Genomic DNA, 25,043 nt, shown 5'->3' with positions numbered 1-25,043 from the left:
GAATCGTGCCTACAGGACCAATTATTAAGGAAGGGTTTCCACTGATAGGGGCTATGCTCGTTATTACAGTGGTATTAGGATTTTTAGGACATTATGTAATTGCGATTATTTCATTTATTTTGGCATTATTTTTCGTCAATTTCTTTAGAAATCCTAAACGTGTAATCCCTCAAGATCCAGAATTGATTTTGTCCCCTGCAGATGGGAAAATCATGGATATCTCTGATGTATATGAAGATATTTACTTACATAAAGAATGTAAAAAGGTGACTATCTTCTTATCTGTTTTTGACGTACATGCTAATCGTGCGCCTATAGATGGTAAAATTACGTACCGTCATTATACGATGGGCAGTTTTTTGCCGGCCTTCAAAGATGATGTAGGCTTTGAAAATGAACGTCATACTATTTGTATTGAGAATGATCGTACCTCCGTTTTGGTAACACAAATCGCAGGCCTTTTAGCAAGACGTATCGTATCTTGGACAGATCTAGATAGCGAGCTTGAACGCGGTCAATTGTACGGAATGATTAAGTTCGGTTCCTGTACTGAGCTCTATATGGATAAGAATGTAGAGTTATTCGTGGAAAAAGGTCAACATATTACAGGTGGTGACACTGTTATCGGGAGGTTACGTCATGAATAAATCTATAATTCCAAATTTATTTACTAGTGCTAATTTAGCTTTTGGTGTGCTAGGTATCACATTCTCTGCTACAGGAAATACCTTCTATGCTGCTATCTGCGTACTATTATCCTTAGTTGCTGATGGTTTAGATGGTCGTGTAGCGAGAGCGTTAGGTGTGGCAGGACCTATGGGTCGTGAACTAGACTCTTTGTCAGATGTTGTAGGCTTTGGTGTAGCACCAGCTTATATGTTATATATGAAAGAGCTTTATGGTTTGGGATGGATTGCCTATGTACCATTATTAGTATTTGCTGTATTGGGTGCATTCCGCCTTGCTCGTTTTAACATTAAAACCGATGAAGTACATGGTTACTTTGAAGGATTACCAATTCCAGCTGCAGGCTGTTTGGCGGCAACGTACGTATTGTGTGGCGTATCGGTGCCTCAATTTGTATTGGTAGTTTGTATGATTGGTGTAGGCATCCTCATGGTTAGTGAAGTAAAATATCCTGACTTTAAAGGTAAGAGCGAAATTTACATTAATAAGCTTTCTTATGTGCTTACAGCAATTTTTGTGATAGCATGTCTCGTGTATGATTGGCATACTTGGGCTGTTATGATTTTTGCAGGCTATGTAATGTTTGGGCTCATCAATGGGGCTTTAAATATAGTACGTAAATAGGTGTGTGGAGGAAAATAGTATGAATTACCTACTGGATCTACTACTGATCCCTATGCAGGTAATAATCGTAATCTATACGGTTTATTATTTTATACTCGCCGTTGTTGGTATGTGGCGGTCGCGAGTACATAAAAACTATACCCCTAAAAATTCCTTTGCCATCGTTGTATGTGCTCATAATGAGGAAGCAGTAGTTGGTGAGTTAGTAAAAAACTTACGTGGCTTAGATTATCCTGATGAGCTATACGATATCTTTGTAGTAGCAGATAACTGTACAGATAAGACAGCTGAAGTTGCTAGTGCTGCTGGTGCTAATGTGCATGTGCGCGAAAATAAACAAGAAGTAGGTAAAGGTTATGCCATGGGGTGGATGTTCGATCGAGTAGAGAAAATGGAAAGGAAATACGATGCCTTCCTTATCTTTGATGCCGATAATTTAGTACATCCACAATTTATGTTAGAAATGAATGATCACCTTGAAAAAGGTGAGTCTGTAATTCAAGGTTACTTGAACTCTAAAAACCCAACGGATTCTTGGGTAGCAGGTACGTTCTCCATCGCGTTTTGGATGGTAAACCATATGTGGCATTTAGCAAAATATCGCATTGGTTTGTCTACCGCTTTGGGTGGTACAGGTATGTGTATCCGTACATCTATCATTCGCGAGTACGGTTGGGATTGTAATAGCTTGACTGAGGATATGGAATTCTCCATGAAGTTATTAACTCATGGTATCCGTACATGTTGGGGCCACGATGCCATCGTATACGATGAGAAGGTAACGACCATGATGGCCTCCTGTAAACAGCGTTTACGTTGGGCTCAAGGTCAATTTGACTGTGCTGGTCGATATATTCCTAAATTATTTGCTACAGGCATCAAAACCGGGAATATTATGATTTTGGATGGTATTTTCCAAGTGAGTCAACCCTATTTCTTATTGTTGACTACTGTATACTTGGTGTTGTCTTACATCAATGCGTATACTCCAATTTATACAAATATTTTGTATCAAATCATGCCAATGTCTGTTTGGACTATTATCGGTGTTGGTCAATATTTATTCCCATTAATCGTGTTATTGAAAATTAAGGTGCCACCAAAGATTTGGTTCTACTATTTACTATATCCATTATTTGTTTATTCTTGGATTCCAGTAAATATTTTAGGTTGGTTCCGTCGTCATAACAAAGTATGGTCTCACACAGTTCATACGAGAGCCGTTGGCTTAGATGACGTTAAATTAACGCGTATGGGAAATATGAATAAGAATAAAAAATAGAATCTGTAGGAGTGACTATGCATATTTTAATGTGTAATGATGATGGTATTTTAGCAGATGGTTTACGCCATCTTGCATCGTACTTAAGTCAATATTATCGAATTACCGTTGTAGCACCTGCGAATGAGCAAAGTGCTAAATCCCATGCATTGACGACTGAGGTTCCATTAAAACTAGATGCGTACAATGGCGAGGATGAAAATCCTCGCCTTTATGCTCTAACGGGAACGCCGTCTGATTGTATGAAGTTTGGCCTTAGTTATTTATTGACTGATGATATGCCTGACCTTGTAATTTCTGGTATTAATCATGGTTTTAACTTAGGCTCTGATGTATTGTATTCTGGTACTGTATCAGCTGCTATGGAAAGTTGTTTTTACGGCATTCCAGGATTAGCTTTGTCTGTTGAGCGCTATTCTGCTGAACGAGGCGCTGAAATGCATCCCTTTATTCATGAATTAATTGATAAAATTTATGTTAAGGGCCAGTTTAGTGGTTTGCTTAATGTGAACTTTCCGTTACGTGGCATTTGTGATTGGGATCATTTTAAAATGGTGAGCCAAGGCTTGCAGACTTATAGTAATATTATCGATGCTCGTATTAACTCAAGAGGGCAGGATTACTATTGGCTAGCAGGTGAATTAGATTATGGTGCTGAAAGTGTGCCTACTGATGTAGAATATGCTCGTAAGGGATATATTACAGGGGTAGCACTTACGTGGAAACAGCAATGTGATTCCGATATGGAAGCTGTTAAAAATATTTTAGGGAAAATATAAAAAACAGGTTGACATTGTGTAGGGATGTCTGTATAATAACAAATGTTCCGAGACGCCGGAGTGGCGGAATGGCAGACGCACTTGACTCAAAATCAAGCGGGTAACACCGTGTGGGTTCAAGTCCCACCTCCGGCACCAACTTTAGGCGGTAAGACTTTTGTCTTACCGCCTATTTTTTATATTTATTGAATTTATATACTTAATATACATTTTCCTTTTTTGAGGTGACATTATGGATCAAGGTGTAATTGACTATATTGCTAATGTCTTTGATATTCCAAAGCTAACACAACATGTAAGTGTTGTTCAAATGCCATTGCCTTTATCTCGTTTAGCAGAAATCCCGTTAGATTCGGGCGTAAATCAATGCCAAGGATTTTGTTATAACTCTAAAAAAGACGTTTTTGTTTTAGCTTGTATTAACTCTGAAAATACAAAGCAAATCATTTACGAAATTAGTCCTACAACCTTTAAGGTAGTTGCAAAATATGAATATAGTCATAAAAAGCTGTTAGGTCACATGAATACCTTAACTTATAATCCTAACAATAATCGCTACTATACGACAAATGCCGTTGTAGATGGTTATATTGTTACGCCTATAGAGGCGGATAGTATGATTGTAGAAGCACCTATTAGATTAAAAGAAAAGGTGTTTAACTTTGCCTTTGATAAAGACCGTAATGAATACGTATCTATTGTGCCGTTAACAAATTCTCATCGTACAATTAATTATTATGACTCTAATTTTAATAAGATTAAGACTTATAAGATTGACGCAGAGCATACAGATTTAAACAATAATGGTGCTTATGCTGGCAATGGTAATACTATTTTTACAACCTTAACAACCTTTGTTTTTGTCGATGAAGAAGGGGTTGTGAAAAATATTAGTCCTTATACATCTGGTATGGAGGTTGAGGATATGGATTATCGGAATGGTCAAATGTATATGGCTGTAAATCGTAAGGGGAAAGTTGAAATTTACGGCTTGCCTAGTTTACCATTCTCTATAAATGCCTAGATATTATCTATGTTTTAATCCCTTTTAAGAGTGTATAATAATAGTGTTAGGGTATTTTAGGAGCTATTATGAAATTAGGGAACGATATTATAGAAATTGAACGTATCCGCCAAGCTATAGAGCGGTCTAGTTTATTTGTGGAGCGTGTGTATACGCCTCATGAGATAGATTATTGTGAAAGTCGTAATAAAGGGCGTTATGAATCCTTCGCAGGAATTTATGCCGCAAAAGAGGCGTTTATTAAAGCGCTAGGGACGGGGATGCGCCATGGATCTTGGCAAGATATAGAAATATATCACGATGAATTAGGGGCGCCTTTGATCCGTTTACAAGATACTTTCAAAAATATCTATGAAACCTTAGGCTATACTAATATTCACGTATCAATTAGTCATTGCAAGGAATACGCAATGAGTACGGTTATACTTGAAGGAGCATAAGATGAATATTTTAACAACTGAAGATGCTCGATTTATAGATCGAGAGGTTCCTAAGCAATTAGGTGTCTCTTTGGAAATTCTTATGGAAAATGCAGGACGAGGCATTGTTGATGCTTTATGGGGACAATATGATTTGTTTTCCTTAGATAACGCCCGTTCTATCAATAGTTTTGTTCTATTTATCTGCGGTACAGGGAATAATGGGGCAGATGGTCTTGTAGCGGCTCGCCATTTAATGGAACAAGGCGTACCTGTACAAATTGTACTAGTAGGAGATACTAGCAAATGTAGTGATCTTTTTGCATTGCAATTAGAACGTTGTGAGGCCATGGGTTGTATCATCGATATGTATGATGAATTTAATGATTGGTCTAATGTAGCTGTTGCTGTGGAAGGTATTATGGGAACAGGCTTAACTGGAAAGTTGAGAGATTTAACTGTGGATGTACTCCATGATATTGATACTATGCGCAGTCAATATAATTTTGATTTGTGGGCCATTGATGTACCTGCTGGCTTAGATGCTACAACAGGTCAAATAGCTGAAGGTACATTGGCCTATGATTACACAGTTACCTTTGGTGCCATTAAACAAGGATTATTACTATATCCTGGCAAGGCTGTAGGGGGGATAGCTGTTGTTGCTCCGTTAGGAGCACCTTGGCAGAAAGTGCTGGGAGATCGTGATATTACTGTAACAATTGATTCTAATTTAGCGGAAAAGCTTATTAACTATCGGATTCCTATGGCTCATAAAGGCGTCAATGGGAATGCCTTGATTATTGGTGGCTCTAATGATATGATAGGGGCTCCTATTTTAGCTGCAGAGGCTGCAGTTCATAGTGGCGCTGGCAAGGTGACTTTAGGTGTACCAGAAGTGATTAAACCAGTCGTACAAGGTCGCATTATACCGGAAGTAATGGTTACCTCTACAGAGGCTCATAAAGCTATGTTAGAAGGGCGTCAAGTGGTTGCTATGGGACCAGGCCTAGGACGTACTAGTGATATTCCTGATTTTGTAGATTCTATTTTAGATAGCTACGAAGGTCCATTGGTTCTTGATGCAGATGCTCTTTATGCATTGGGCCATGTAGGTTCTGTTGATAAAGATGCCTTACGCGATGGTGAGATTGAGTCTATATACGCGGTGGAACGAGATCTACCATATTGTGTTATGACACCTCACTTAGGTGAGTTTAGTAGGCTTATTGACTTGCCTATCAAATGGATTGAGCGTCATTACATTACGTTAGCAAGGGAATTTGCTAAGAAACACCAAGTTGTTTTAGTGTTAAAAGGGATTCCTTCTGTGGTAGCATTACCAGATGGAACTGTATATGTTAATACGATTGGCAACGCTGGTATGGGTTCTGGCGGTATGGGGGATGTACTAACCGGTGTAATCGCTGGATTCATTAGCCAAGGTTATTCCTTACAAGATAGTGCAGTTCTCGGCGTGTATGTACATAGTCGTAGTGCTGATATTTTAAACGACACTAAGGCTTGGGGGTATACACCTAGTGATGTAAGCACTTCATTAGGATGTGTAATTAGTGAACTGTTGGGAGAATAAGAATGACAAATAAAATACAACGTTTTATAGCTTTTTTGCTAGTATTATGTATTCCTATCTTTGCCATTGCAGGATGTACAAATAAAGATGTAGCTAATGCTGCTAATCAAGCGACCTCTAGTGCTAATGGGGCTTACTCTATTGATACTAAGACAACTACACCTGAAGGTAAGTTAGATGTATATATGCTAGATATTGGCCAAGGGGATGCTATATTGCTTAAGGTGGGCGATGAATATAGCATGATCGATACTGGCGATATTGAACATCGAGAAAATATTGTAGCTCAGCTAAAAGCCATGGGGGTTACAAAGTTAAAAAATATTATAATTACGCATCCTCATGCAGATCATATGGGTGGTTTCTATGCCATTGCCAAAGCAATGCCCATTGAAAATGTATATGATGATGGTATTTCTGTTGATAACAATATGTTCAAAACCTATGAAAAGTGGATTGAAAAAAATAAAATCAAACGTTCTACTTTGAGAAGTGGTGATGTAGTTGATTTTGGTCATGGTGCCGTATTTGTTGTGTATGCTCCTTGGACAGAGGTCTTAACTGATAAAAAAGGCGAACCAGATCTCAATAATAACTCTATTGTAGGTAAGTTAATCTTTGGTAAATTCTCAATGCTCTTTACGGGAGATGCCGAATTACAAGAAGAGAAAAAACTGGTAAAAGAGCAGAACTCTAAACTGTTTGCTCGCGTTCTTAAGGTAGGTCATCACGGTTCTCGTACAAGTAGCTCTGAAGATTTTTTGAAATCTATTAGACCAGAAAGTGCATTAATTTCAAATGGCATGTATAATAAGTATGGTCATCCTCACGATGTAACATTACGTCGTTTACAGGAAAACAATATTGCCATTTACCGTACGGATACGATGGGACGTATTCACATTAGTACGGATGGGAATGAATGGCAGATTACAACTGAACGATAGTGTCGATTGTATAGCATAAAAAATAATTTTAAGCAACTGTTTATTGTGTCTTTGATATAAAGACTTTATATAGTAATATGTATAATCGGCATACTTATCTTCATGTTTGTATGAAATAATCTATCTATAATCTAACATTAGTTTATGGATAGATTGGAACGATGAGATTTTGATAGACAAAGATATCATCGACTCATCTCTATGGTTTGGACACTATGTATGTCAGTTAGATTGGAGTGAATGTATTGCGTAAACTATTTTTTATGTGCCTTGCAGTCTTGATGGCGATACCTTTATTATTGACTCAAGCGAAGGCCGCTAATCTTGAAGATGCCCGATGGGTGACTAGAACAGATGCACCTGTACCATATGTTCGTATGGTTATGGATTTGTCAGCGCCGGTGAAAGCGTCCGCATCGATTAGCAAAGATGGGAAAACGACGACTGTTACCTTGAAAAACACGAAGCTAAAGACTGCTAAAGAGAACATTACAATGGACTCAAGCATAGCTAGTTCTGCTAAACTCTCAGAAGACGGCAGAGATGTTAAGGTTACAATCAAGACACCTTCATCTATCGATACGAGTGATGTAAAGGTATTTTCCCTAAAAAAAGATACGGTTAATAAGAAACCATATCGCATCGTTGTAGATGTTCAGAAAAAAGGTGTAACACCTAAACCTGCTTACTATGGTAAACGCCCATCTCCTTCTGCACATCCTGCGAAAAATGTACCGGCTGGATCCGGTAAATACTCAAGTAGCGGTGGTTTATCTGGTAAAACAATCACTATTGACCCTGGTCATGGTGGTAGCGACTCCGGTGCCATAGGACCACATGGCTTACAAGAGAAAAATGTAACATTACCAATTTCTAAGTATTTGAAATCCGCTTTGGAAAGCCGTGGTGCTAAAGTAGTTATGACACGCACTACAGACGTAGACGTATATGGCCCTAATGCAAGTGGTGTTGAAGAATTAGGTGCTCGCGTTAATATTGCGAACCGAAACAATTCTGATGTTCTTGTAAGTGTTCATATCAATGCTTTCACTAACCCAAGCGTGGGTGGTATTGCAACATACTACTACAGTAAATCAGGTAATGATGCTAGATTGGCACAAAAGGTTCAAACTCAAATTGCTAATACACCTGGTTTCAATGGTGACCGTGGCATTCAAGAGGGTAACTTATACGTGTTGAGACATTCTAATATGCCTGCAATTCTCGTAGAGCTTGGCTTTATCTCCAACCCTAACGAGGAACGAGCATTACAATCTGCTCAAACACAAGAGGACTTTGCTAATCGCATTGCAAATGGTATTGCTAATTACTTTGGAGGTTAATCGATGAAATTACGTAAACAAGTTCTTTCGATCCTCTGTGTAGGCATGCTAGCATTTGCAGCAGGTTGTACGCCTGATCAAGCTCCTACAACAGGTAAAAGCGAGCCTGTGCAAGAGGCGAAAGTCAATAAGGATGCAGAAATTACAAAAGTATCTCAAGAAAAGGTTAAGATGGTATTCTTTGTACCAACAGAGGATGGTTCTGGAGTAAAACAACAGACCGTTGAGATGGAGGCGAATAAAGTAACACCGAAAGCAGCTCTTCTAGCGATGTTAAAAGCTGACAGAGCTCAAAAATATCCAATATTCACTAAGGATATTGAGGTTACATCTGTTACTGTAAAGGATGGCATTGCTTCTGTTGAAGTAAACAATGCCTTCGTAAAAGGTAATGGTGGGGACTTAACTGTTAAATTACAAATGGCTGCCATCGTAAATACATTGACATCCTTTGATAATATTAACGGTGTTCTCTTCGTCAGCGATGGTAAAAAGGTTCCTACAGTAGGCTCCTTTGATACTAAAGATCCAGTTAAACGGATGACGAACTTAATCAAAAAATAATTCCCTTAGGAACATTGATAGCAGATAGTTGATATATCAACTATCTGCTATTTTTGTTGTCTTTTATATATGTTACAATACAATGAGTATAATAATCAGAAACTAGGTGATCAGATGCAATTAAAAGATGTAGGGGAATTTAATTTCATTCGCCAAATTCAAGATAATACAATATATGACTCTAGTACCGTAGTGTATGGTATTGGTGACGATTGTGCAGTATATAGTGCCGCACCAGATATGGATCAACTCATTAGTACGGATACGATGGTGGAAGGGGTTCATTTTAGCTTTCACTATATGATGCCTTATGATATAGGATATCGGCTCATGACGGCTAATCTAAGTGATATAGCGGCTATGGGGGGGAACCCAAAACAAATCGTCTTATCTGTTGCAGCTCCCCAACATATAGATACAGAAATTTTAGATGAAATATATAGAGGCATTAAAGCTCAATGCCAACGATATAAGCTAAATATATTAGGTGGTGACACGGTGCGTACGGAAGGCCCTATGGTTTGGACCGTAACGATTATTGGTGAGGTACCTAAAGGAACTGCGGTTATGCGCAGTGGTGCTCAAGTAGGCGATGTTGTAGGCATTACTAATTATGTAGGCTATGCTGCCACTGGGTTAGGCGCACTTTCATACAATCTAGCAGGCTATGATATGACCAAGATAGGTCATCAACGTCCCGATCCTCAAATTGAATTAGGGGAACAATTGAGACAGTTAGGTGTTCATAGTATGAATGATATTAGTGATGGTCTTGGTAGTGAATTAAATGAAATTGCATCTGCTAGCAATGTTTCTATCCTTGTAGAAGAATCAGCTATTCCACTGCACGAAGAAACCTACGCATTAGCGAAGCATTTACAAACTAAGCCAGTAGATTATGCTCTATATGGTGGAGAAGACTTTCAACTAGTATTTACGGCCCCTAAGTCATTAGTTCCGAAATTAGAAAATCTAGCAGGTATTACATTGATTGGAGAGGTTGTAACTGGTCCTCCAAAGGTTGAGATGGTAACACAGGATAGAACGATTAAGACCATAGAAGCGAAAGGATATAATCATTTTCATGAATCATAAGGCACAGGTCCAATTAGAAACACATACAGTAGAAGATACACAACAATTTGGACAGACACTCGGTAAATGGGTACAACAGAATGGAGATCCTTTATGTATTGCCTTAATTGGTGATTTAGGGACGGGTAAAACTCATTTATCCCAGGGCATAGCTAAAGGCTTTGGCGTAACAGAGGAGATTACAAGTCCTACCTTTGCCATTATGAATACCTATGATGTGAATCGAACGCATTTATATCATTTTGATGTGTATCGCTTGGATGATATTAGTGAACTGGAAAATATTGGCTTTTACGAATATACAGAAGATTGTGTATCCATTGTGGAATGGGCAGATAAATTCCCTGATGAATTGCCTGATGAAACATTATGGATTTATTTAACGTCCATTGACGATACAAGCCGATCTATTATTTTAGGTAGTGATTACCTTACAGCGGAAGATTTAGCAGAAATAGGAGGCCCATATGTGGTTGGGAATTGAGACGAGCTCACTCGTATCGAGTGTGGCCTTGATGGACGAACATAACCTTATAGGGGAATTGACCATCCAAGCTGGATTGACTCATTCCGAGCAATTAGTACCTCATATCGATATGTTGTTACGTGCCTCTCAAGTTGAAAGAAATGAATTAAAAGGAATCGTAGTTAGTATTGGGCCTGGTTCCTTTACGGGCTTACGCATTGGCATGGGGACAGCAAAGGCAATGGCTTACGCATTACAAATTCCTTTATATGGTGTTATGACTATGGATAGCTTAGCGCACAATGTATCCTATACAGATCATACAATTTGTACCGTTATTGATGCACAGAAGAAACATGTCTATGCGGGCATTTATCAATACGAAAGTCACGAACTAGTGTGCAAGGAAGAGCCATTTGTTATACCTGCAAGTGATTTGTTAGACCGATTTAGAGCAAATGATGATAAAGTATTATTCCTTGGGGATGGCATTAAACGTATTGAAAAACTGTTAGAGGCAAAGGATACTAATTTAACGATTCTAGATATATCACAACGTATTCCGAAGGCTAGTTCGTTACTGCTAGCTGGTCGTAAATTAATAGATACAAATGAAGTATCTGATCCTATGGATATGGTACCGTATTATATTCGCCGCTCAGAAGCGGAAGTATTATGGGAAGAACGCCATAAGGATAATCCTGCCATGTTGAGCCAAAATCCTACCGTAGTAGTGACAGAGGCAGCAGGTGCAGAATGATGGAGATACGTTTAGCCACTATTGAGGATGCTCACGCTATTTATGAGATCGAACAGCAGTCCTTTTCTGTTCCTTGGAGGTTAGAATCTGTTCTCGCTGAGCTGGAAGGTGCAGCAAATAAACTATATATGGTAATTTGTGAGGAGAACCATATTGTAGGATATGCAGGTGCTTGGCTTGTATACGATGAAGGTCAAATTACGAATATTGCCATTTTGCCTTCTGCCCGTGGTAAAGGATACGGATCAAAACTTACAAAGCAATTAATTGATGAATGTTTTTCGCGAGGCATGCACGAAATCTTTTTAGAGGTGCGCATATCTAATTTAGCCGCATTGGCTATGTATAGAAATTTAGGTTTTTCTGTAAAAGGAATTCGTAAAGAGTACTATTCAGAGCCTACGGAAGATGCGTACATTATGTCTCTCGTTTCAGAGGAAATAGAATGAGTATATACACATTAGCCTTAGAAAGTAGCTGTGATGAAACATCAGCCTCTGTCTTAAAGGATGGACGAACTGTTTTATCTAATGTTATTTCTAGCCAAGTGCCGATTCATAGAAAATTTGGTGGCGTTGTACCAGAAATCGCATCGCGTCACCATATAGAACAAGTTATACCTGTTATAGATCAAGCGCTACGAGATGCGAATGTGACCTTACAAGATATCGACCACATTGGCGTTACCTATGGTCCCGGTCTTGTGGGAGCACTATTGGTAGGTGTAGCAGCAGCAAAGGGTTTATCCTTTGCTACGGGCATCCCTTTGGTGCCAGTTCACCATATGGAAGGTCATATTTTTGCCAATTTCTTAGCTAATCCAGAACTAGAGCCTCCATTTTTGAGCCTCGTCGTATCTGGTGGTCATACAATGCTAGTCCATGTAAAAGGGTACGAAGAATTTGATATTCTTGGCCAAACACGAGATGATGCAGCTGGTGAAGCTTTTGATAAAATTGCTCGTGTCATGGGCTTTCCATACCCAGGTGGCCCTCATATTGATGCTCTTGCTGCGGAAGGTGATGCTAATGCCATCGAGTTTCCAAAGGCTTTGAGCGAACCTGGTAATTTTGAATTCAGTTTTAGTGGCTTGAAATCAGCAGTACTAAACTATTTAAATAGCAAACAACAAAAGAATGAGCCCATCAATCAAGCCGATGTGGCAGCGTCCTTCCAAAAGGCTATCGTTGATGTGCTTGTAGAAAAAACAAAAGATGCAGCTCACACATTAGGTGAAACATGTATTACTATTGCTGGTGGTGTATCTGCTAACAAGGGGTTACAACAAGCATTAGAAGCTATGTGCCAAGAAGAAGGATTTACTTATTACAAGCCTCATAAAATTTTGTCTACTGACAATGCGGCCATGATTGGTTGTCGAGCCTATTACATGGCAAAAGCTGGTAAATTTGGCGATTTAACATTGAATGCAAAACCAAGCGTAGAAATTGGTCATGTATCTTGGAAAGAGGATTAATTGTGGATATTGGTCAAGATATTTTAAATACAACACCATTAGGACCATTACAAACCTCATTACTTGAGCATATTAGTAAACTTATATCCTTTGGCGAGTCTTTGACCCGTCAAAGGATACAGATTTTTACGCCCCTGCTTAAGAAATCACATGGTAATGTACAACAGGGTGCTGATATGTTATGTATAGAACGCAGTGAAACTGGAATCGTTACACATCACTTAAAAGGCAATCATACTTGGCATGTGATGATGGAAAATGGGCAGCCACTCATAGGGGAAGATAATGAGTTTAGGCAGCATGTTTTTCCTGTAGTAGATAATGGAGGACGTATTATTGGTGGTATTTCCTTTACACTGTCCCCATCTATCAAGGTAGAGCAATATGAACAAGAATATACTTTATCTGATACGATGCAACGTCTCATGCTGACTGCTACGGATGAACAAATTCAATCTTACGAACCTATCTCTTATTTTGATGGTTTAATTATCTTTGATGATTCTCATAAAATTCTATACGGCAATGATGCTGCATTACAATTGGTAGACTTGTTAGGCTTTGATCGACGCTTAGTAGGTTCATCTATTTATAGCAGTACTTTAAAAATATCGGCTATCCAACAAGTCTTGGCAGATAGAACTATATATACTAGTGAAGAAATATATCAAGATATGGTGATTCGTCAGCATATGATTCCTATTGCTATGGGCCGTAATGAAACGAGATGTTTTTTAGTGTTACATGATTGTACTCGTGAAAGTAAGCAGCAACAAGAATTGTTGGTGAAAAACTCAATTATCAAAGAGGTCCATCACCGCGTAAAAAACAACTTACAAACTGTAGCTGGTCTATTGCGTATGGAGGCGAGACGTTCAAGCTTACCAGAGGTAAAACAGGCTCTTCAAGAGGGTATTAATCGTATTGAAAGTATGGCTCTAGTTCACGATATAGTGTCTCATTATGATGAGGATTATATTGGTATACGATCCATTTATGATGAGCTATGTCGATTATTGCGTATGAGTATGGTCAGACAAGATCAAGAGGTTACCTTTACTTATAGTGGAGAAGATATATTGATTTCTTCTCATATGGCAAGTTATGTATCTCTTATCATTAATGAATTAATCACTAATAGCTTAGAACATGGCCTAGAAGGGGCGCATGGAGAAATTCATCTTCATGTTAATGACATAGAGGGAAACATTAAATTAGCTTTCACAGATAATGGGAAAGGATTGTCTAGTGATTTTTCTATTTCATCTAATAAACGATTGGGACTTACAATTATAAATAATTTAGTTACTCATGAATTAAAGGGAAGTTTATCCATAGAAAATACTGGTCATGGTGTATTGGCCACAATACATATGAAGAAGGAGGCGTAAATGCGCGTTTTAATCGTCGATGATGAATCCCTTATACGCATGGATTTGCGAGATATTATTGAGTCTTGCGGTCATGAGGTCGTAGCAGAGGGAACCAATGGCGTTGAAGCTATACAACTCTGTAAACAGCATAAACCGGATATCATTTTAATGGATGTTAAAATGCCAGAATTAGATGGTATTGAAGCTGCTCGGCAGATTGGCTTTCACCATGAAGCACCTGTTGTGTTGTTAACCAGTTATAGTCAACAAGATTTAATTGATAAAGCTAGAGACTCAGGCGTATATGGATACCTAATTAAACCTGTACGAGAGGAGCAATTGGTACCTACTTTAGAAATGGCATTAGGTCGTTATAAAAGTGATGCTCAGCTACGCGAAAAAATGGCTGAATTAGAACAGTCCTTAGAAGATCGTAAAATTATTCAAAAAGGGACCGGTATATTGATGGAGCTATACTCTATATCAGAAGAGGAAGCTTATAATCGCATTCGCGCCCTAAGTATGAAGAAACGTGATAGTATTGTTAATATCTGCAAAGCCTTGATTCATCAAGTTTCAAAATAGTAGAAAAGACTAGTATGAAGATTAAAACTCATACTAGTTTTTTTGCTTCTAATTCACATAAAGACTAAAAAGTCAAAAAATCAAAATTTTTACTTGCAATTATTTTGACATAGGTTATAATAATACATGTAATTAGCACTCGATGAGTTAGAGTGCTAATAAAGTATAAATAATATCTAGTAAATAAGGAGTGACATCATATGTTAAAACCATTAGCTGACCGCGTTCTTATCCGTTTAGAAGCAAAAGAAGAAAAAACTAAAAGTGGTATCTTCCTTCCTGATACAGCAAAAGAAAAACCTCAAGAAGGTGTAGTTGTAGCTGTAGGTGCTGGTAAAGTATATGACAATGGTCAACGTGTAGCTCCAGAAGTTAAAGTTGGCGACACTGTTATGTTCGCAAAATATGCTGGTAGCGAATTAGAAATCGATGGCGCTACTCACTTGATTATCAGTGAGCGCGATATTTTAGCAGTACTATAATAGCTAATCTGTAGTCTTGTAAGACTATAAATACTGATGATACATTCTATATTGCTTAAGAGCACATATATTTCGTTACATTCGATAGTATTACTATCTAGGAGGTAATTCATATGGCAAAAGAAATCTTGTTTAATGAAGAAGCTCGTCGCGCTTTAGGCCGTGGCGTTGATCAATTGGCAAATGCTGTAAAAGTAACATTAGGTCCAAAAGGCCGTAATGTTGTTTTAGATAAAAAATTCGGTTCCCCAACAATTACAAATGATGGTGTAACTATTGCTCGTGATATCGAACTTCCAGATCCATTTGAAAACATGGGTGCACAATTAGTAAAAGAAGTTGCTACTAAAACTAATGACGTAGCAGGTGACGGTACAACTACTGCAACTGTATTGGCTCAAGCTATGATTCAAGAAGGTATGCGTAACGTAGCAGCTGGTGCAAACCCAATGATATTGAAAAAAGGTATTGAAACAGCTGTAAAAACTTTGGTTGAAGAAATCAAAAAACGGTCCATCAAAGTTTCTGGTAAAGCTGAAATCGCTCAAGTTGCTAGCGTATCCGCTGCTGATGAAGAAATCGGTGGCTTAATTGCTGAAGCTATGGAAAAAGTTGGTAACGATGGCGTTATTACTGTAGAAGAATCTAAAGGCTTGCAAACTGCATTAAATGTAGTAGAAGGTATGCAATTCGACCGTGGCTACATTTCTCCTTACATGGTAACTGATCCTGATCGTATGGAAGCTGTTATGGATAATCCATTCATCTTGATTACAGACCGTAAAATCAGCGCAATTGCTGATATGTTGCCAACACTTGAAAAAGTGGTAAAAGTTGGTAAAGAACTTCTTATCATCGCTGAAGATGTAGAAGGCGAAGCATTGGCTACTTTAGTAGTTAACCGCTTGCGTGGTACATTCAAAGCTGTAGCTGTTAAAGCTCCTGGTTTCGGGGACCGTCGTAAAGCTATGCTTGAAGACATCGCAATCTTGACTGGTGGTACTGTAATCACTGAAGATATGGGCCGTAAGCTTGATTCTGTAGAGCTTGAAGATCTTGGTACAGCTCGTCAAGTACGCATTACTAAAGATGAAACTACAATCATCGACGGTGTAGGCGATAAAGAAGTAATCGCTAAACGCGTAAATCAAATCCGTGCACAAGTTGAAGAAACAACTTCTGAATTCGACCGCGAAAAATTACAAGAACGTCTTGCTAAATTGTCTGGTGGTGTTGCAGTTATTGAAGTAGGTGCTGCTACAGAAGTTGAAATGAAAGATAAAAAACTTCGCATCGAAGACGCATTGAATGCAACACGCGCTGCAGTTGAAGAAGGTATCGTAGCTGGTGGTGGTACTACATTCATCGATATCATCCCTGCATTAAATACATTGGAAGCTACTGGTGATGTTCAAACTGGTATCAACCTTGTAAAACGCGCTGTAGAAGAACCACTTCGTCAAATCGCTTACAATGCTGGTCTTGAAGGTTCTGTTGTAGTAGAAAAAGTTAAAAATACTGACTCTGGTATCGGTTTCAATGCTTTGACTGAAGAATATATCGACATGGTTAAAGCTGGTATCGTAGACCCTGCTAAAGTTACTCGTTCTGCTCTTCAAAACGCTGCGTCTATCGCATCTCTTGTATTGACTACTGAAACAATCGTAGCTGATAAAGTAGAAGAAAATGCTGCAGTTCCTGCAATGCCTCCAATGGGTGGCATGGGCGGTATGATGTAATCAACTGCTTAACGCATAATAAATAGACCTATAATAATCCTAATGAATTAGAAACGATATGGTTTCAGTTCATTAGGATTATTTTTATATTAACTATACAAATATCGATAAAATTGATTTTGTATACAAATTATGATATAATTCTATAGAATTTAATTTAGTTTTATTTGATATGATAAATTATTATATATAGTTCTACATGATGTAGATTACTTTGGCTTATATAGCTAATTTAAATAATAATTTAGATAATAGTCTCATCTCTTGATGAGTCTTTTATTTATTTAGAGAGGTTGTTATGAACACAAAAACAGTTCCCTTTACGGCAGAACAATTAGAAAATATTATCGCTCAATATCCAACTCCATTCCATATTTATGATGAAGAAGGCATAATTGAGAATATGAAATCTTTCATCAACGCATTTTCTTGGAATAAAGGCTTTAAGCAATATTTTGCTGTAAAAGCAACTCCAAATCCATATATTATGCGTGTATTACAAAAGCTTGGTGTAGGTGCCGACTGCTCTTCCTTAGCAGAATTAATGCTATGTGAAAAAGTGGGTATTACTGGACATGATATTATGTTCACATCTAATGACACTCCATATGTGGAGTATAAAAAAGCATTAGATATGGGCGCTATTATTAATCTTGATGACATTACTCATATTGAATACTTAGAAAAGCATCACGGTTCTTTACCTGATACATTCTGTGTACGCTATAATCCAGGCTCCTTAAAAGAAGGTGGTAATACAATTATTGGCCTTCCTGAAGAAGCTAAATACGGCATGACACGCGAACAAATTTTTGAAGCTTACAAACAATTGCAAGCTAAAGGTGTAAAACACTTTGGTATCCACACAATGGTTGTATCTAACGAGCTTGATATTGATGGATTAGTTGGTACTGCAGAGCTTTGCTTTAATCTTGCTGTAGATATTAAAAATGAACTTGGTATCAATGTTGAGTTTATCGATCTTGGTGGTGGTGTAGGTGTTGCCTATAAGCCAGAGCAAACACCTGTAGATTTCAAGGCACTTAGCAAGGGTGTAGAGGAAGCTTATAATAGAATTCTCGTAGCTAATGGTCTCAGTGATGTTGCGTTAGCTTATGAATGTGGCCGTATGGTAACCGGTCCATTTGGTTATCTTGTTTCTACAGCGATTCATAAAAAAGATATTTACCGTCATTACATTGGTCTTGATTCCTGTATGGCAAATCTTATGCGTCCTGCTTTGTATGGTTCTTATCACCATATTACAGTAATGGGTAAAGAGAATGCACCTAAGGATCATGTGTACGATGTAACTGGTTCTTTATGTGAAAATAATGATAAATTTGCTATTCAACGTGAGTTGTCAAAAATCGATATTGGTGATCGTATCATCATTCATGATGCTGGTGCGCATGGTCACTCCATGGGATTCAACTATAATGGTAAATTGCGCTCTGCTGAGTTGTTATTACATAAAGATGGTTCTGTTACACAAATTCGTCGTGCTGAAACGTATGATGACTTGTTTGGAACTCTTGATTTTTCCAACCTATAATTTAATATTGAGAATCGAATAGGATGAGAATGAATATTAAATAAAACCTATCAATATATGTAATACTTGATATTCTTTTAATTCCTGTATATTTTAGTAGGAATATCTTGCTATCATTTAGATAAGAATGTATAATAATTGTAGATTGTTATGCACATACTTGCTAAGTTGGCGAGAATTACGGCGGTATTCACGTTAGTGCGTACCGCCTTTTTATATGTGTCAGTATATACGTTTTACATATAATGCATGTATGTTCTTATGGTACATACAAATAAAAAGGAGTGAACATTTTGGCTGAATTACTTCAGATAAAAGATTTAAAGGTATCCGTTGAAGACAAACAAATCTTAAAAGGTATCGACTTAACAATTAATAAAGGTGAAATTCACGTAGTAATGGGGACTAATGGTGCTGGTAAATCTACACTTGCCAATGCAATCATGGGTAACTCTACATATACAGTGGATAGCGGTTCTATCATTTTTGATGGTAAAGATATTACGGAAGATGCAGTAAATGATCGTGCGAAAGCAGGTATCTTTATGTCCTTCCAACATCCAATCTCCATTCCTGGCATTACTGTAGAAAACTTCATTCGTACAGCTAAATCCACAATTACTGGTGAAAACGTTCGCGCTTTATCTTTCAAAAAAGAATTGAAAGAAAAGATGGATGAATTGTCCTTCGACACATCTTATGCACAACGTTATGTTAATGAAGGTTTCTCTGGTGGTGAACGCAAGAAAAATGAAATTCTTCAAATGTCCATTTTGAATCCTAAATTGGCTATTCTTGACGAAACTGACTCCGGTCTTGACGTAGATGCGGTTCGTATTGTGTCTGAAGGTGTACAACGTTTCCACAACGAAGAAAACGCTGTATTAATCATCACTCACCACAATCAAATCTTACAAAAATTGAACCCTGACTATGTTCATGTACTGATCAACGGTAAAATCGTTAAAACTGGTGATGCTTCTCTTGTACGTGAAATCGAAGAAAAAGGTTACGACGCATACAAAGCATTAGCATAGGAGGCACAATGGAAGAAAGAAAGAAAACCCAAGTCGCGGATATGGACCGTGGTGTCTACGACATTAAGAATGACTTTGAATATTCTTATATCGCAGATGCTGGTTTAACTGAAGATATTATCCGTGAGATTTGGTCTAATAAAAATGAACCGGAATGGATGCTAGAGTTTCGTTTGAAATCTCTAGAAATCTATAATCGTATGGGCATTCCTAACTGGATCCCTGATATTTCTGGCTTAGATATGGCTAATATCCATACTTATGTTAAGCCAAAAGTAGATATGAAAGAAAACTGGGACGAAGTTCCAGAAGAAATTAAAAGCACTTTTGACCGTTTAGGTATTCCAGAAGCGGAAAAAACATCTTTAGCGGGTGTTGGTGCTCAATATGACTCTGAAGTTGTTTATCACAGTATTCAAGAAGATCTTGTAAAACAAGGTGTTATCTATACTGATATTGAAACAGCTCTTCATGAGCATGAAGAAATCGTAAAAAAATACTGGATGACATTGATTCCTCCTACTGACCATAAATGGGCAGCTCTTCATGGTGCTGTTTGGTCTGGTGGTTCCTTCGTATATGTTCCAGCAGGAGTACAAGTAGATATTCCATTGCAATCCTACTTCCGCTTGAATGCACCAGGTGCTGGTCAGTTCGAACATACGATGATTATCGTAGAAGAAGGTGCTAAATTGCACTTTATCGAAGGTTGTTCCGCGCCTAAATATGACGTATCTAACCTTCATGCAGGTGCCGTTGAATTGTTCGTAAAAGATAATGCTACTTTGCGTTATTCTACAATTGAAAACTGGTCCAAAAATATGTACAACCTTAATACAAAACGTTGTGTTGTAGGTAAAGGTGGTACTATTGAGTGGGTATCTGGTTCCTTCGGTTCCAAAGTATCTTGCTTGTATCCAATGAGTATCCTTAACGGTGAAGGTGCACATGCTGAATTTACAGGTGTAACATTCGCTGGCGAAGGCCAATTCCTTGATACAGGTTGTAAAGTGGTTCACAACGCACCATATACAACAAGTAATGTAAACTCTAAATCTATTTCTAAATCCGGTGGCGCAGCTATCTACCGTGGTCTTTTGAAAATTGGTCCTAAAGCAGAACATTCCAAAGCGACTGTATCTTGTGAATCCTTAATGCTTGATGCAGAGTCTCAATCTGATACAATTCCAGCTATTATCGTAGAAAACGATAATGTGGACTTAGGTCATGAAGCTAAAATCGGTCGTATTTCTGACGAAGCGATTTTCTATCTCATGACACGTGGTATTAGCGAAGAAGAAGCTCGTGCAATGCTCGTTCGTGGTTTCGTAGAGCCAATCTCTAAAGAATTGCCACTTGAATATGCAGTAGAAATGAACAATCTAATCAATCTTGAATTAGAAGGTTCTATCGGTTAAGGAGGAATTATGAGCGAATTACTATTTAATGAACTCCCTAGACCGACGTTCAGATGGTTACGTGTTAACCATACTGTAGGCTCTCTAGCTGGAGAAGATACAGCAGTACAATCTATCGCTGTTGAAGCGAATGAAAATATACTTTCACCATTGCCTGTAGGCACAGCATTATTAGAAGGCAAATATGAAGGCGCTAATAAAGAAGCGGTTCAAGGTTTGGTGGAAAAAGCAGAAGGTTATGCTATTAACGTTCCTGCAAATGCGAAAGAAGTTGTAGGTATCCGCATCGATGCTACAGCTCGCGTAGCAAATCGATTTCAATTTATCGTTGGTGAAGGTGCTGAACTAGAAGTTCAATTCTTTGTTACTGGTTCTGGTGATGCAGTAACTAATGTAAGCTACCTTAACGAATATGATGTTAAAGCAACTGGTAAAATTGTAGTGAAAAAGGTAAATCTTTTACCTGAACATGTACAACATATCGAGCATCGATACACTAAATTAGAAGATAACGCTGATGTTGAATATATCAATATCGAAATCGGTGGTAGCGAAAATATCTTGAACTACTATCATGATTTAGTAGGTAAAGAATCTCACATTATTCACGACATTGCTTATCTTGGTAACAAAGAGCAAAAATTCGATATTTCTATGATTATGAGTCATGGCGGCAAAAAATCTGTCAGCGATATTCATAACTTAGGTGCTCTTAGTGGCAATGCTAAAAAATCCTTCCGTGGTACCCTTGATTTCCTACATGGTGCAACTGCATCTGAAGGTGCGGAAGAAGATACTTGCTTGTTGTTAGACCCTACTGTAAAATCCATTTCTTTGCCACTCTTGTTGTGTAAAGAGGATAATGTAGTAGGTAACCATGCAGCAAGTGCAGGCCAAATTGATCATAATAAATTGTTCTACCTCATGAGCCGTGGCTTTAGTGAAGTAGAAGCTAAACATATTATCGTTGAATCTATGATTCGTCCTATTATTGATCGCATTGGTGATGAAACGATTGAAGAAGCAGCATTAGCGGCTGTACGTAATAAGATTTAAAGAGGCGTTTTATGAGACCTATTGCAGAAGCATATAAAGATTTTCCTATATTACATAAAGAGCATAATGGGCACCGCGTTATCTATTTAGATAGCGGTGCGACTGCGCAAATCCCTCAAGTTGTAGTGGATCGTGTAGTAGAGCATATGACTCAGCATAATGGTAATCCACATCGTGGTTCCCATGTTTTGGCTATTGAAGCTTCTGAAGCATATGAAAACGCTCGTGATCGTGTAGTGGAATTTATCAATGCCCGTGAGCGAGAAGAGGTTGTATTTACACGTAATACGACAGAATCTATGAATTTAATTGCCCATAGCTATGGTCTTAATAACCTTAAAGCAGGCGATAAAATCATTATTACTGTAGCTGAACATCATGCAAACCTTGTTACATGGCAATATGTGGCTGAAAAGACAGGGGCTACATTGGAATATATGTACCTTGATGAAAGCGGTCATTTAAAAGACGGTGAAATCAATAAAATTGATGAAACTACTAAGATCGTTGCTTTTGCCCACATTAGTAATGTTTTAGGCATGGAGTTCCCTGTAAAAGAATTGACAGAAAAAGCACATTCTGTTGGGGCTGTTGTCGTTCTTGATGGTGCTCAATCTACACCTCATAAAAAAATTGACGTTCAAGAACTTGATTGTGATTTCTTTGTATTCTCTGGCCATAAAATGTGTGCGTCCCAAGGTATTGGTGTACTCTATGGTAAAAGAGAATTATTAGAAGCAATGCCTCCATTCTTATTGGGTGGCGATATGATTGAATATGTAAAAGAGCAATCTGCTACGTTCAATGAATTGCCATACAAATTTGAAGCTGGTACACCCAATGCAGATGGTGCTGTTTCCTTGCATGCTGCTATCGATTATTTAGAATCCTTTGGTATGGATGCTATTGAAGCGTATGAAGAAGAATTGGTTGCTTATATTTTACCTAAATTGTTAGAGCTACCGCATATTAATGTAATCGGTTCTACCAATCCGAAAGAGAAGCATGGTGTAATTGCTTTCACTATAGATGATGTACATCCTCACGATGTAGCAACTATCTTAGATGCAAAAGGTATTTGTGTGCGCTCTGGTCACCACTGTGCACAACCATTAGGTGCATTCTACAATGTATCTGCATCTACGCGTTTAAGTATGTACTTGTACACTCGTAAGGAAGACCTTGATGCCTTCCTCGAAGTATTGAAGACTGTTCGTTCAGTCATGGGCTTTAAAGATTAGGAGATTACCATCAATGGAAATGGATCAACTATATACGGAACTAATTTTGGAACATAACCAAGATAAACGTAATAAACATGAGTTAACTGAATTCACAACTTCTGAACATGGTCATAACCCTAGTTGTGGTGATGACTTAACATTACAACTTAATGTAGTAGATGGCATTGTAAAAGATGCAGCATATACTGGTTCTGGTTGTGCTATTAGCCAAGCTTCTGCATCTATGATGATTGATATTATTAAAGGTAAATCTGTAGAGGAAGCTCTACGCTTGGTTGAAGTTTTCTTAGGTATGATCAAAAAAGAGATTACTGATGAAAGCGAGTTAGAACAATTAGAAGATGCTATGGCATTACAAAATATTTCTAACATGCCAGCTCGTGTTAAATGTGCAGTTCTTGCATGGCATACATTAAAAGAGGCTTTAAAGAAGTAATATGAAAAAGACAATATTATTTGACTTAGATGGTACTTTGACAGACTCTCAAGAAGGTATTTTAAAAAGTATTAAGTTTGCCTTAGAACATTTTGGCTATGATGTACCTGATGAAGAAACATTGCAATTGTTCTTAGGGCCACCATTGGTAGATGCCTTCCAAGAACATTGTGGCATGACTTTTGAGCAAGCTGAAGAAACATACTTCAAGTTTCGTGAACGTTATGGAACGATTGGTAAGTTCGAAAATACAGTATATCCAAATATTGTAGACTTATTAGCTAAATGTAAAACTGAACAATATACGATTGCTTTGGCTACGGCAAAGCCAGAACATTATGCTAAGGATATTTTAGACCATTTTGAGTTGACACCTTACTTTGATGTAATCGTTGGTGCTAATTATGAAAGTGGATTGTTACATAAGAAAGAAATCCTTGAAAAAGCTCTTGAACTTTGTGGTAATCCATTAACTGATGAAAATGGTAATCGTATGGCATTCATGGTTGGGGATCGTAAGTATGATGTAGAAGCAGCTAATGAACTTGGTTGTATCTCCGTCGGTGTTACTTATGGTTATGGTACAGAAGCTGAACTAAAAGAAGCTGATGCCGAATATCTCTGTGATGACGTTGATGAAATTGCAGATGTTCTCGATCTTGAAGCATTAATGGTTCGTAGATAATAACATATAAAAAAGCGGCTTATAGGACAAAAAGTGTGTGTAAAAACCCTTATAACACTAGATATTTACTAGTGTTATAAGGGTTTAATCTTTTTTTGGAGAAGTTTGAGGGTGGACAAAAAGTGTGGGTGAAAACATCAATTAACCCTTGTAATTACTGACTAAAATGAGGTTATATCTTCCTATATATAAACAAATATGGAGGAAGAGTTTATGCGACAAATAAAATGTCCTGATTGTAATGAAACATGCATTAAACACGGTGTTTTAAAATCTGGTTCTCAGCGTTGGTTTTGCAAACATTGTAAGGTGGCATTTACCGTTAAAATTAATAATTTAAGTAAAGAGTTAAGCCTATTCTTGAATTGGTTA

The 25,043-nt window shown here is 37.8% G+C and carries 27 protein-coding genes and 1 tRNA gene; all 28 read left to right on the top strand.

The genetic code is table 11. The features are described 5' to 3' along the window. Positions 1-5: 5 nt before the first annotated feature. Positions 6-647 (top strand): phosphatidylserine decarboxylase family protein, encoded by a 642-nt coding sequence (locus VRHSUH09_RS09630; RefSeq protein ID WP_009351347.1) that lies wholly within the window; start codon positions 6-8, stop codon positions 645-647. Beyond that, positions 640-1,311 carry a CDP-diacylglycerol--serine O-phosphatidyltransferase gene (gene pssA / locus VRHSUH09_RS09625; RefSeq protein ID WP_009351323.1) on the top strand — a complete coding sequence of 224 codons (672 nt, stop codon included), beginning with the start codon at positions 640-642 and terminating at the stop codon, positions 1,309-1,311. Before VRHSUH09_RS09630 ends, pssA begins: the two co-directional genes overlap by 8 nt. A gap of 19 nt (positions 1,312-1,330) precedes the next feature. After that, a complete protein-coding gene (locus tag VRHSUH09_RS09620) occupies positions 1,331-2,593 on the top strand; it encodes a glycosyltransferase family 2 protein (protein WP_009351363.1) in 1,263 nt (420 codons plus the stop codon). A gap of 17 nt (positions 2,594-2,610) precedes the next feature. Then, the gene (gene surE, locus VRHSUH09_RS09615) at positions 2,611-3,372 is read left to right on the top strand and encodes a 5'/3'-nucleotidase SurE (RefSeq protein WP_054748497.1); all 762 of its coding nucleotides are present in this window, start codon (positions 2,611-2,613) and stop codon (positions 3,370-3,372) included. Between the two features lie 54 nt (positions 3,373-3,426). Continuing rightward, a tRNA-Leu gene (locus VRHSUH09_RS09610) sits at positions 3,427-3,510 on the top strand. A gap of 94 nt (positions 3,511-3,604) precedes the next feature. Beyond that, positions 3,605-4,396, top strand: a complete 792-nt coding sequence (locus VRHSUH09_RS09605) for a hypothetical protein (RefSeq protein ID WP_105082048.1) — start codon at positions 3,605-3,607, stop codon at positions 4,394-4,396. Between the two features lie 68 nt (positions 4,397-4,464). Then, the gene (acpS, locus tag VRHSUH09_RS09600; protein WP_105082047.1) at positions 4,465-4,836 is read left to right on the top strand and encodes a holo-ACP synthase; all 372 of its coding nucleotides are present in this window, start codon (positions 4,465-4,467) and stop codon (positions 4,834-4,836) included. Position 4,837: 1 nt separating this feature from the next. Next, a complete protein-coding gene (locus VRHSUH09_RS09595; RefSeq protein ID WP_105082046.1) occupies positions 4,838-6,409 on the top strand; it encodes an NAD(P)H-hydrate dehydratase in 1,572 nt (523 codons plus the stop codon). 2 nt (positions 6,410-6,411) lie between these two features. Continuing rightward, positions 6,412-7,356 (top strand): ComEC/Rec2 family competence protein, encoded by a 945-nt coding sequence (locus tag VRHSUH09_RS09590; RefSeq protein WP_105082045.1) that lies wholly within the window; start codon positions 6,412-6,414, stop codon positions 7,354-7,356. A gap of 245 nt (positions 7,357-7,601) precedes the next feature. Next, positions 7,602-8,699, top strand: a complete 1,098-nt coding sequence (locus tag VRHSUH09_RS09585) for an N-acetylmuramoyl-L-alanine amidase family protein (RefSeq protein WP_105082044.1) — start codon at positions 7,602-7,604, stop codon at positions 8,697-8,699. Positions 8,700-8,702: 3 nt separating this feature from the next. Next, positions 8,703-9,263 carry a GerMN domain-containing protein gene (locus VRHSUH09_RS09580; protein WP_105082043.1) on the top strand — a complete coding sequence of 187 codons (561 nt, stop codon included), beginning with the start codon at positions 8,703-8,705 and terminating at the stop codon, positions 9,261-9,263. 114 nt (positions 9,264-9,377) lie between these two features. After that, positions 9,378-10,358: a thiamine-phosphate kinase gene (thiL, locus tag VRHSUH09_RS09575; RefSeq protein ID WP_105082042.1), complete on the top strand. Its 981-nt coding sequence runs from the start codon at positions 9,378-9,380 to the stop codon at positions 10,356-10,358. Then, positions 10,348-10,842 (top strand): tRNA (adenosine(37)-N6)-threonylcarbamoyltransferase complex ATPase subunit type 1 TsaE, encoded by a 495-nt coding sequence (gene tsaE / locus VRHSUH09_RS09570; RefSeq protein ID WP_054748493.1) that lies wholly within the window; start codon positions 10,348-10,350, stop codon positions 10,840-10,842. The genes thiL and tsaE overlap by 11 nt, the downstream gene beginning before the upstream one ends. Beyond that, entirely contained in the window at positions 10,826-11,584 is a 759-nt protein-coding gene (gene tsaB, locus VRHSUH09_RS09565) for a tRNA (adenosine(37)-N6)-threonylcarbamoyltransferase complex dimerization subunit type 1 TsaB (RefSeq protein WP_105082041.1), read from the top strand. Before tsaE ends, tsaB begins: the two co-directional genes overlap by 17 nt. Then, complete coding sequence (gene rimI, locus VRHSUH09_RS09560; protein ID WP_043005854.1) at positions 11,584-12,033, top strand: ribosomal protein S18-alanine N-acetyltransferase; 450 nt, start codon at positions 11,584-11,586, stop codon at positions 12,031-12,033. Before tsaB ends, rimI begins: the two co-directional genes overlap by 1 nt. Further along, a complete protein-coding gene (gene tsaD / locus VRHSUH09_RS09555) occupies positions 12,030-13,061 on the top strand; it encodes a tRNA (adenosine(37)-N6)-threonylcarbamoyltransferase complex transferase subunit TsaD (RefSeq protein ID WP_105082040.1) in 1,032 nt (343 codons plus the stop codon). The genes rimI and tsaD overlap by 4 nt, the downstream gene beginning before the upstream one ends. Before the next feature lie 2 nt (positions 13,062-13,063). Then, positions 13,064-14,452 (top strand): sensor histidine kinase, encoded by a 1,389-nt coding sequence (locus VRHSUH09_RS09550; RefSeq protein ID WP_105082039.1) that lies wholly within the window; start codon positions 13,064-13,066, stop codon positions 14,450-14,452. Then, positions 14,453-15,019, top strand: coding sequence for an ANTAR domain-containing response regulator (locus tag VRHSUH09_RS09545; protein WP_054748489.1), 567 nt, complete (start codon positions 14,453-14,455; stop codon positions 15,017-15,019). Positions 15,020-15,219: 200 nt separating this feature from the next. Continuing rightward, positions 15,220-15,501: a co-chaperone GroES gene (groES, locus tag VRHSUH09_RS09540; protein ID WP_004696047.1), complete on the top strand. Its 282-nt coding sequence runs from the start codon at positions 15,220-15,222 to the stop codon at positions 15,499-15,501. 113 nt (positions 15,502-15,614) lie between these two features. Then, positions 15,615-17,240, top strand: a complete 1,626-nt coding sequence (gene groL / locus VRHSUH09_RS09535; RefSeq protein WP_105082038.1) for a chaperonin GroEL — start codon at positions 15,615-15,617, stop codon at positions 17,238-17,240. A gap of 298 nt (positions 17,241-17,538) precedes the next feature. After that, entirely contained in the window at positions 17,539-18,795 is a 1,257-nt protein-coding gene (locus VRHSUH09_RS09530) for a diaminopimelate decarboxylase family protein (RefSeq protein WP_054748487.1), read from the top strand. Between the two features lie 293 nt (positions 18,796-19,088). Next, entirely contained in the window at positions 19,089-19,832 is a 744-nt protein-coding gene (gene sufC / locus VRHSUH09_RS09525; protein ID WP_105082037.1) for a Fe-S cluster assembly ATPase SufC, read from the top strand. Between the two features lie 8 nt (positions 19,833-19,840). Further along, entirely contained in the window at positions 19,841-21,250 is a 1,410-nt protein-coding gene (gene sufB, locus VRHSUH09_RS09520; protein WP_054748485.1) for a Fe-S cluster assembly protein SufB, read from the top strand. A 9-nt stretch (positions 21,251-21,259) separates the two neighbouring features. After that, positions 21,260-22,306: a SufB/SufD family protein gene (locus tag VRHSUH09_RS09515; RefSeq protein ID WP_054748483.1), complete on the top strand. Its 1,047-nt coding sequence runs from the start codon at positions 21,260-21,262 to the stop codon at positions 22,304-22,306. 11 nt (positions 22,307-22,317) lie between these two features. Further along, positions 22,318-23,547 carry a SufS family cysteine desulfurase gene (locus VRHSUH09_RS09510; protein ID WP_105082036.1) on the top strand — a complete coding sequence of 410 codons (1,230 nt, stop codon included), beginning with the start codon at positions 22,318-22,320 and terminating at the stop codon, positions 23,545-23,547. Positions 23,548-23,560: 13 nt separating this feature from the next. Continuing rightward, positions 23,561-23,986, top strand: coding sequence for a Fe-S cluster assembly sulfur transfer protein SufU (gene sufU, locus VRHSUH09_RS09505; RefSeq protein ID WP_009351377.1), 426 nt, complete (start codon positions 23,561-23,563; stop codon positions 23,984-23,986). Position 23,987: 1 nt separating this feature from the next. Beyond that, positions 23,988-24,671: an HAD hydrolase-like protein gene (locus VRHSUH09_RS09500; RefSeq protein WP_105082035.1), complete on the top strand. Its 684-nt coding sequence runs from the start codon at positions 23,988-23,990 to the stop codon at positions 24,669-24,671. Between the two features lie 213 nt (positions 24,672-24,884). Further along, positions 24,885-25,043, top strand: a 159-nt coding sequence (locus VRHSUH09_RS09495; protein ID WP_420856581.1) for a transposase-like zinc-binding domain-containing protein, incomplete at its 3' end; no start/stop codon positions are given.

The sequence above is a fragment of the Veillonella rogosae JCM 15642 genome, from assembly GCF_002959775.1.
GTDB classification, from domain to species: domain Bacteria; phylum Bacillota; class Negativicutes; order Veillonellales; family Veillonellaceae; genus Veillonella; species Veillonella rogosae.
This window is presented reverse-complemented; position numbering and strand designations above follow the sequence as displayed.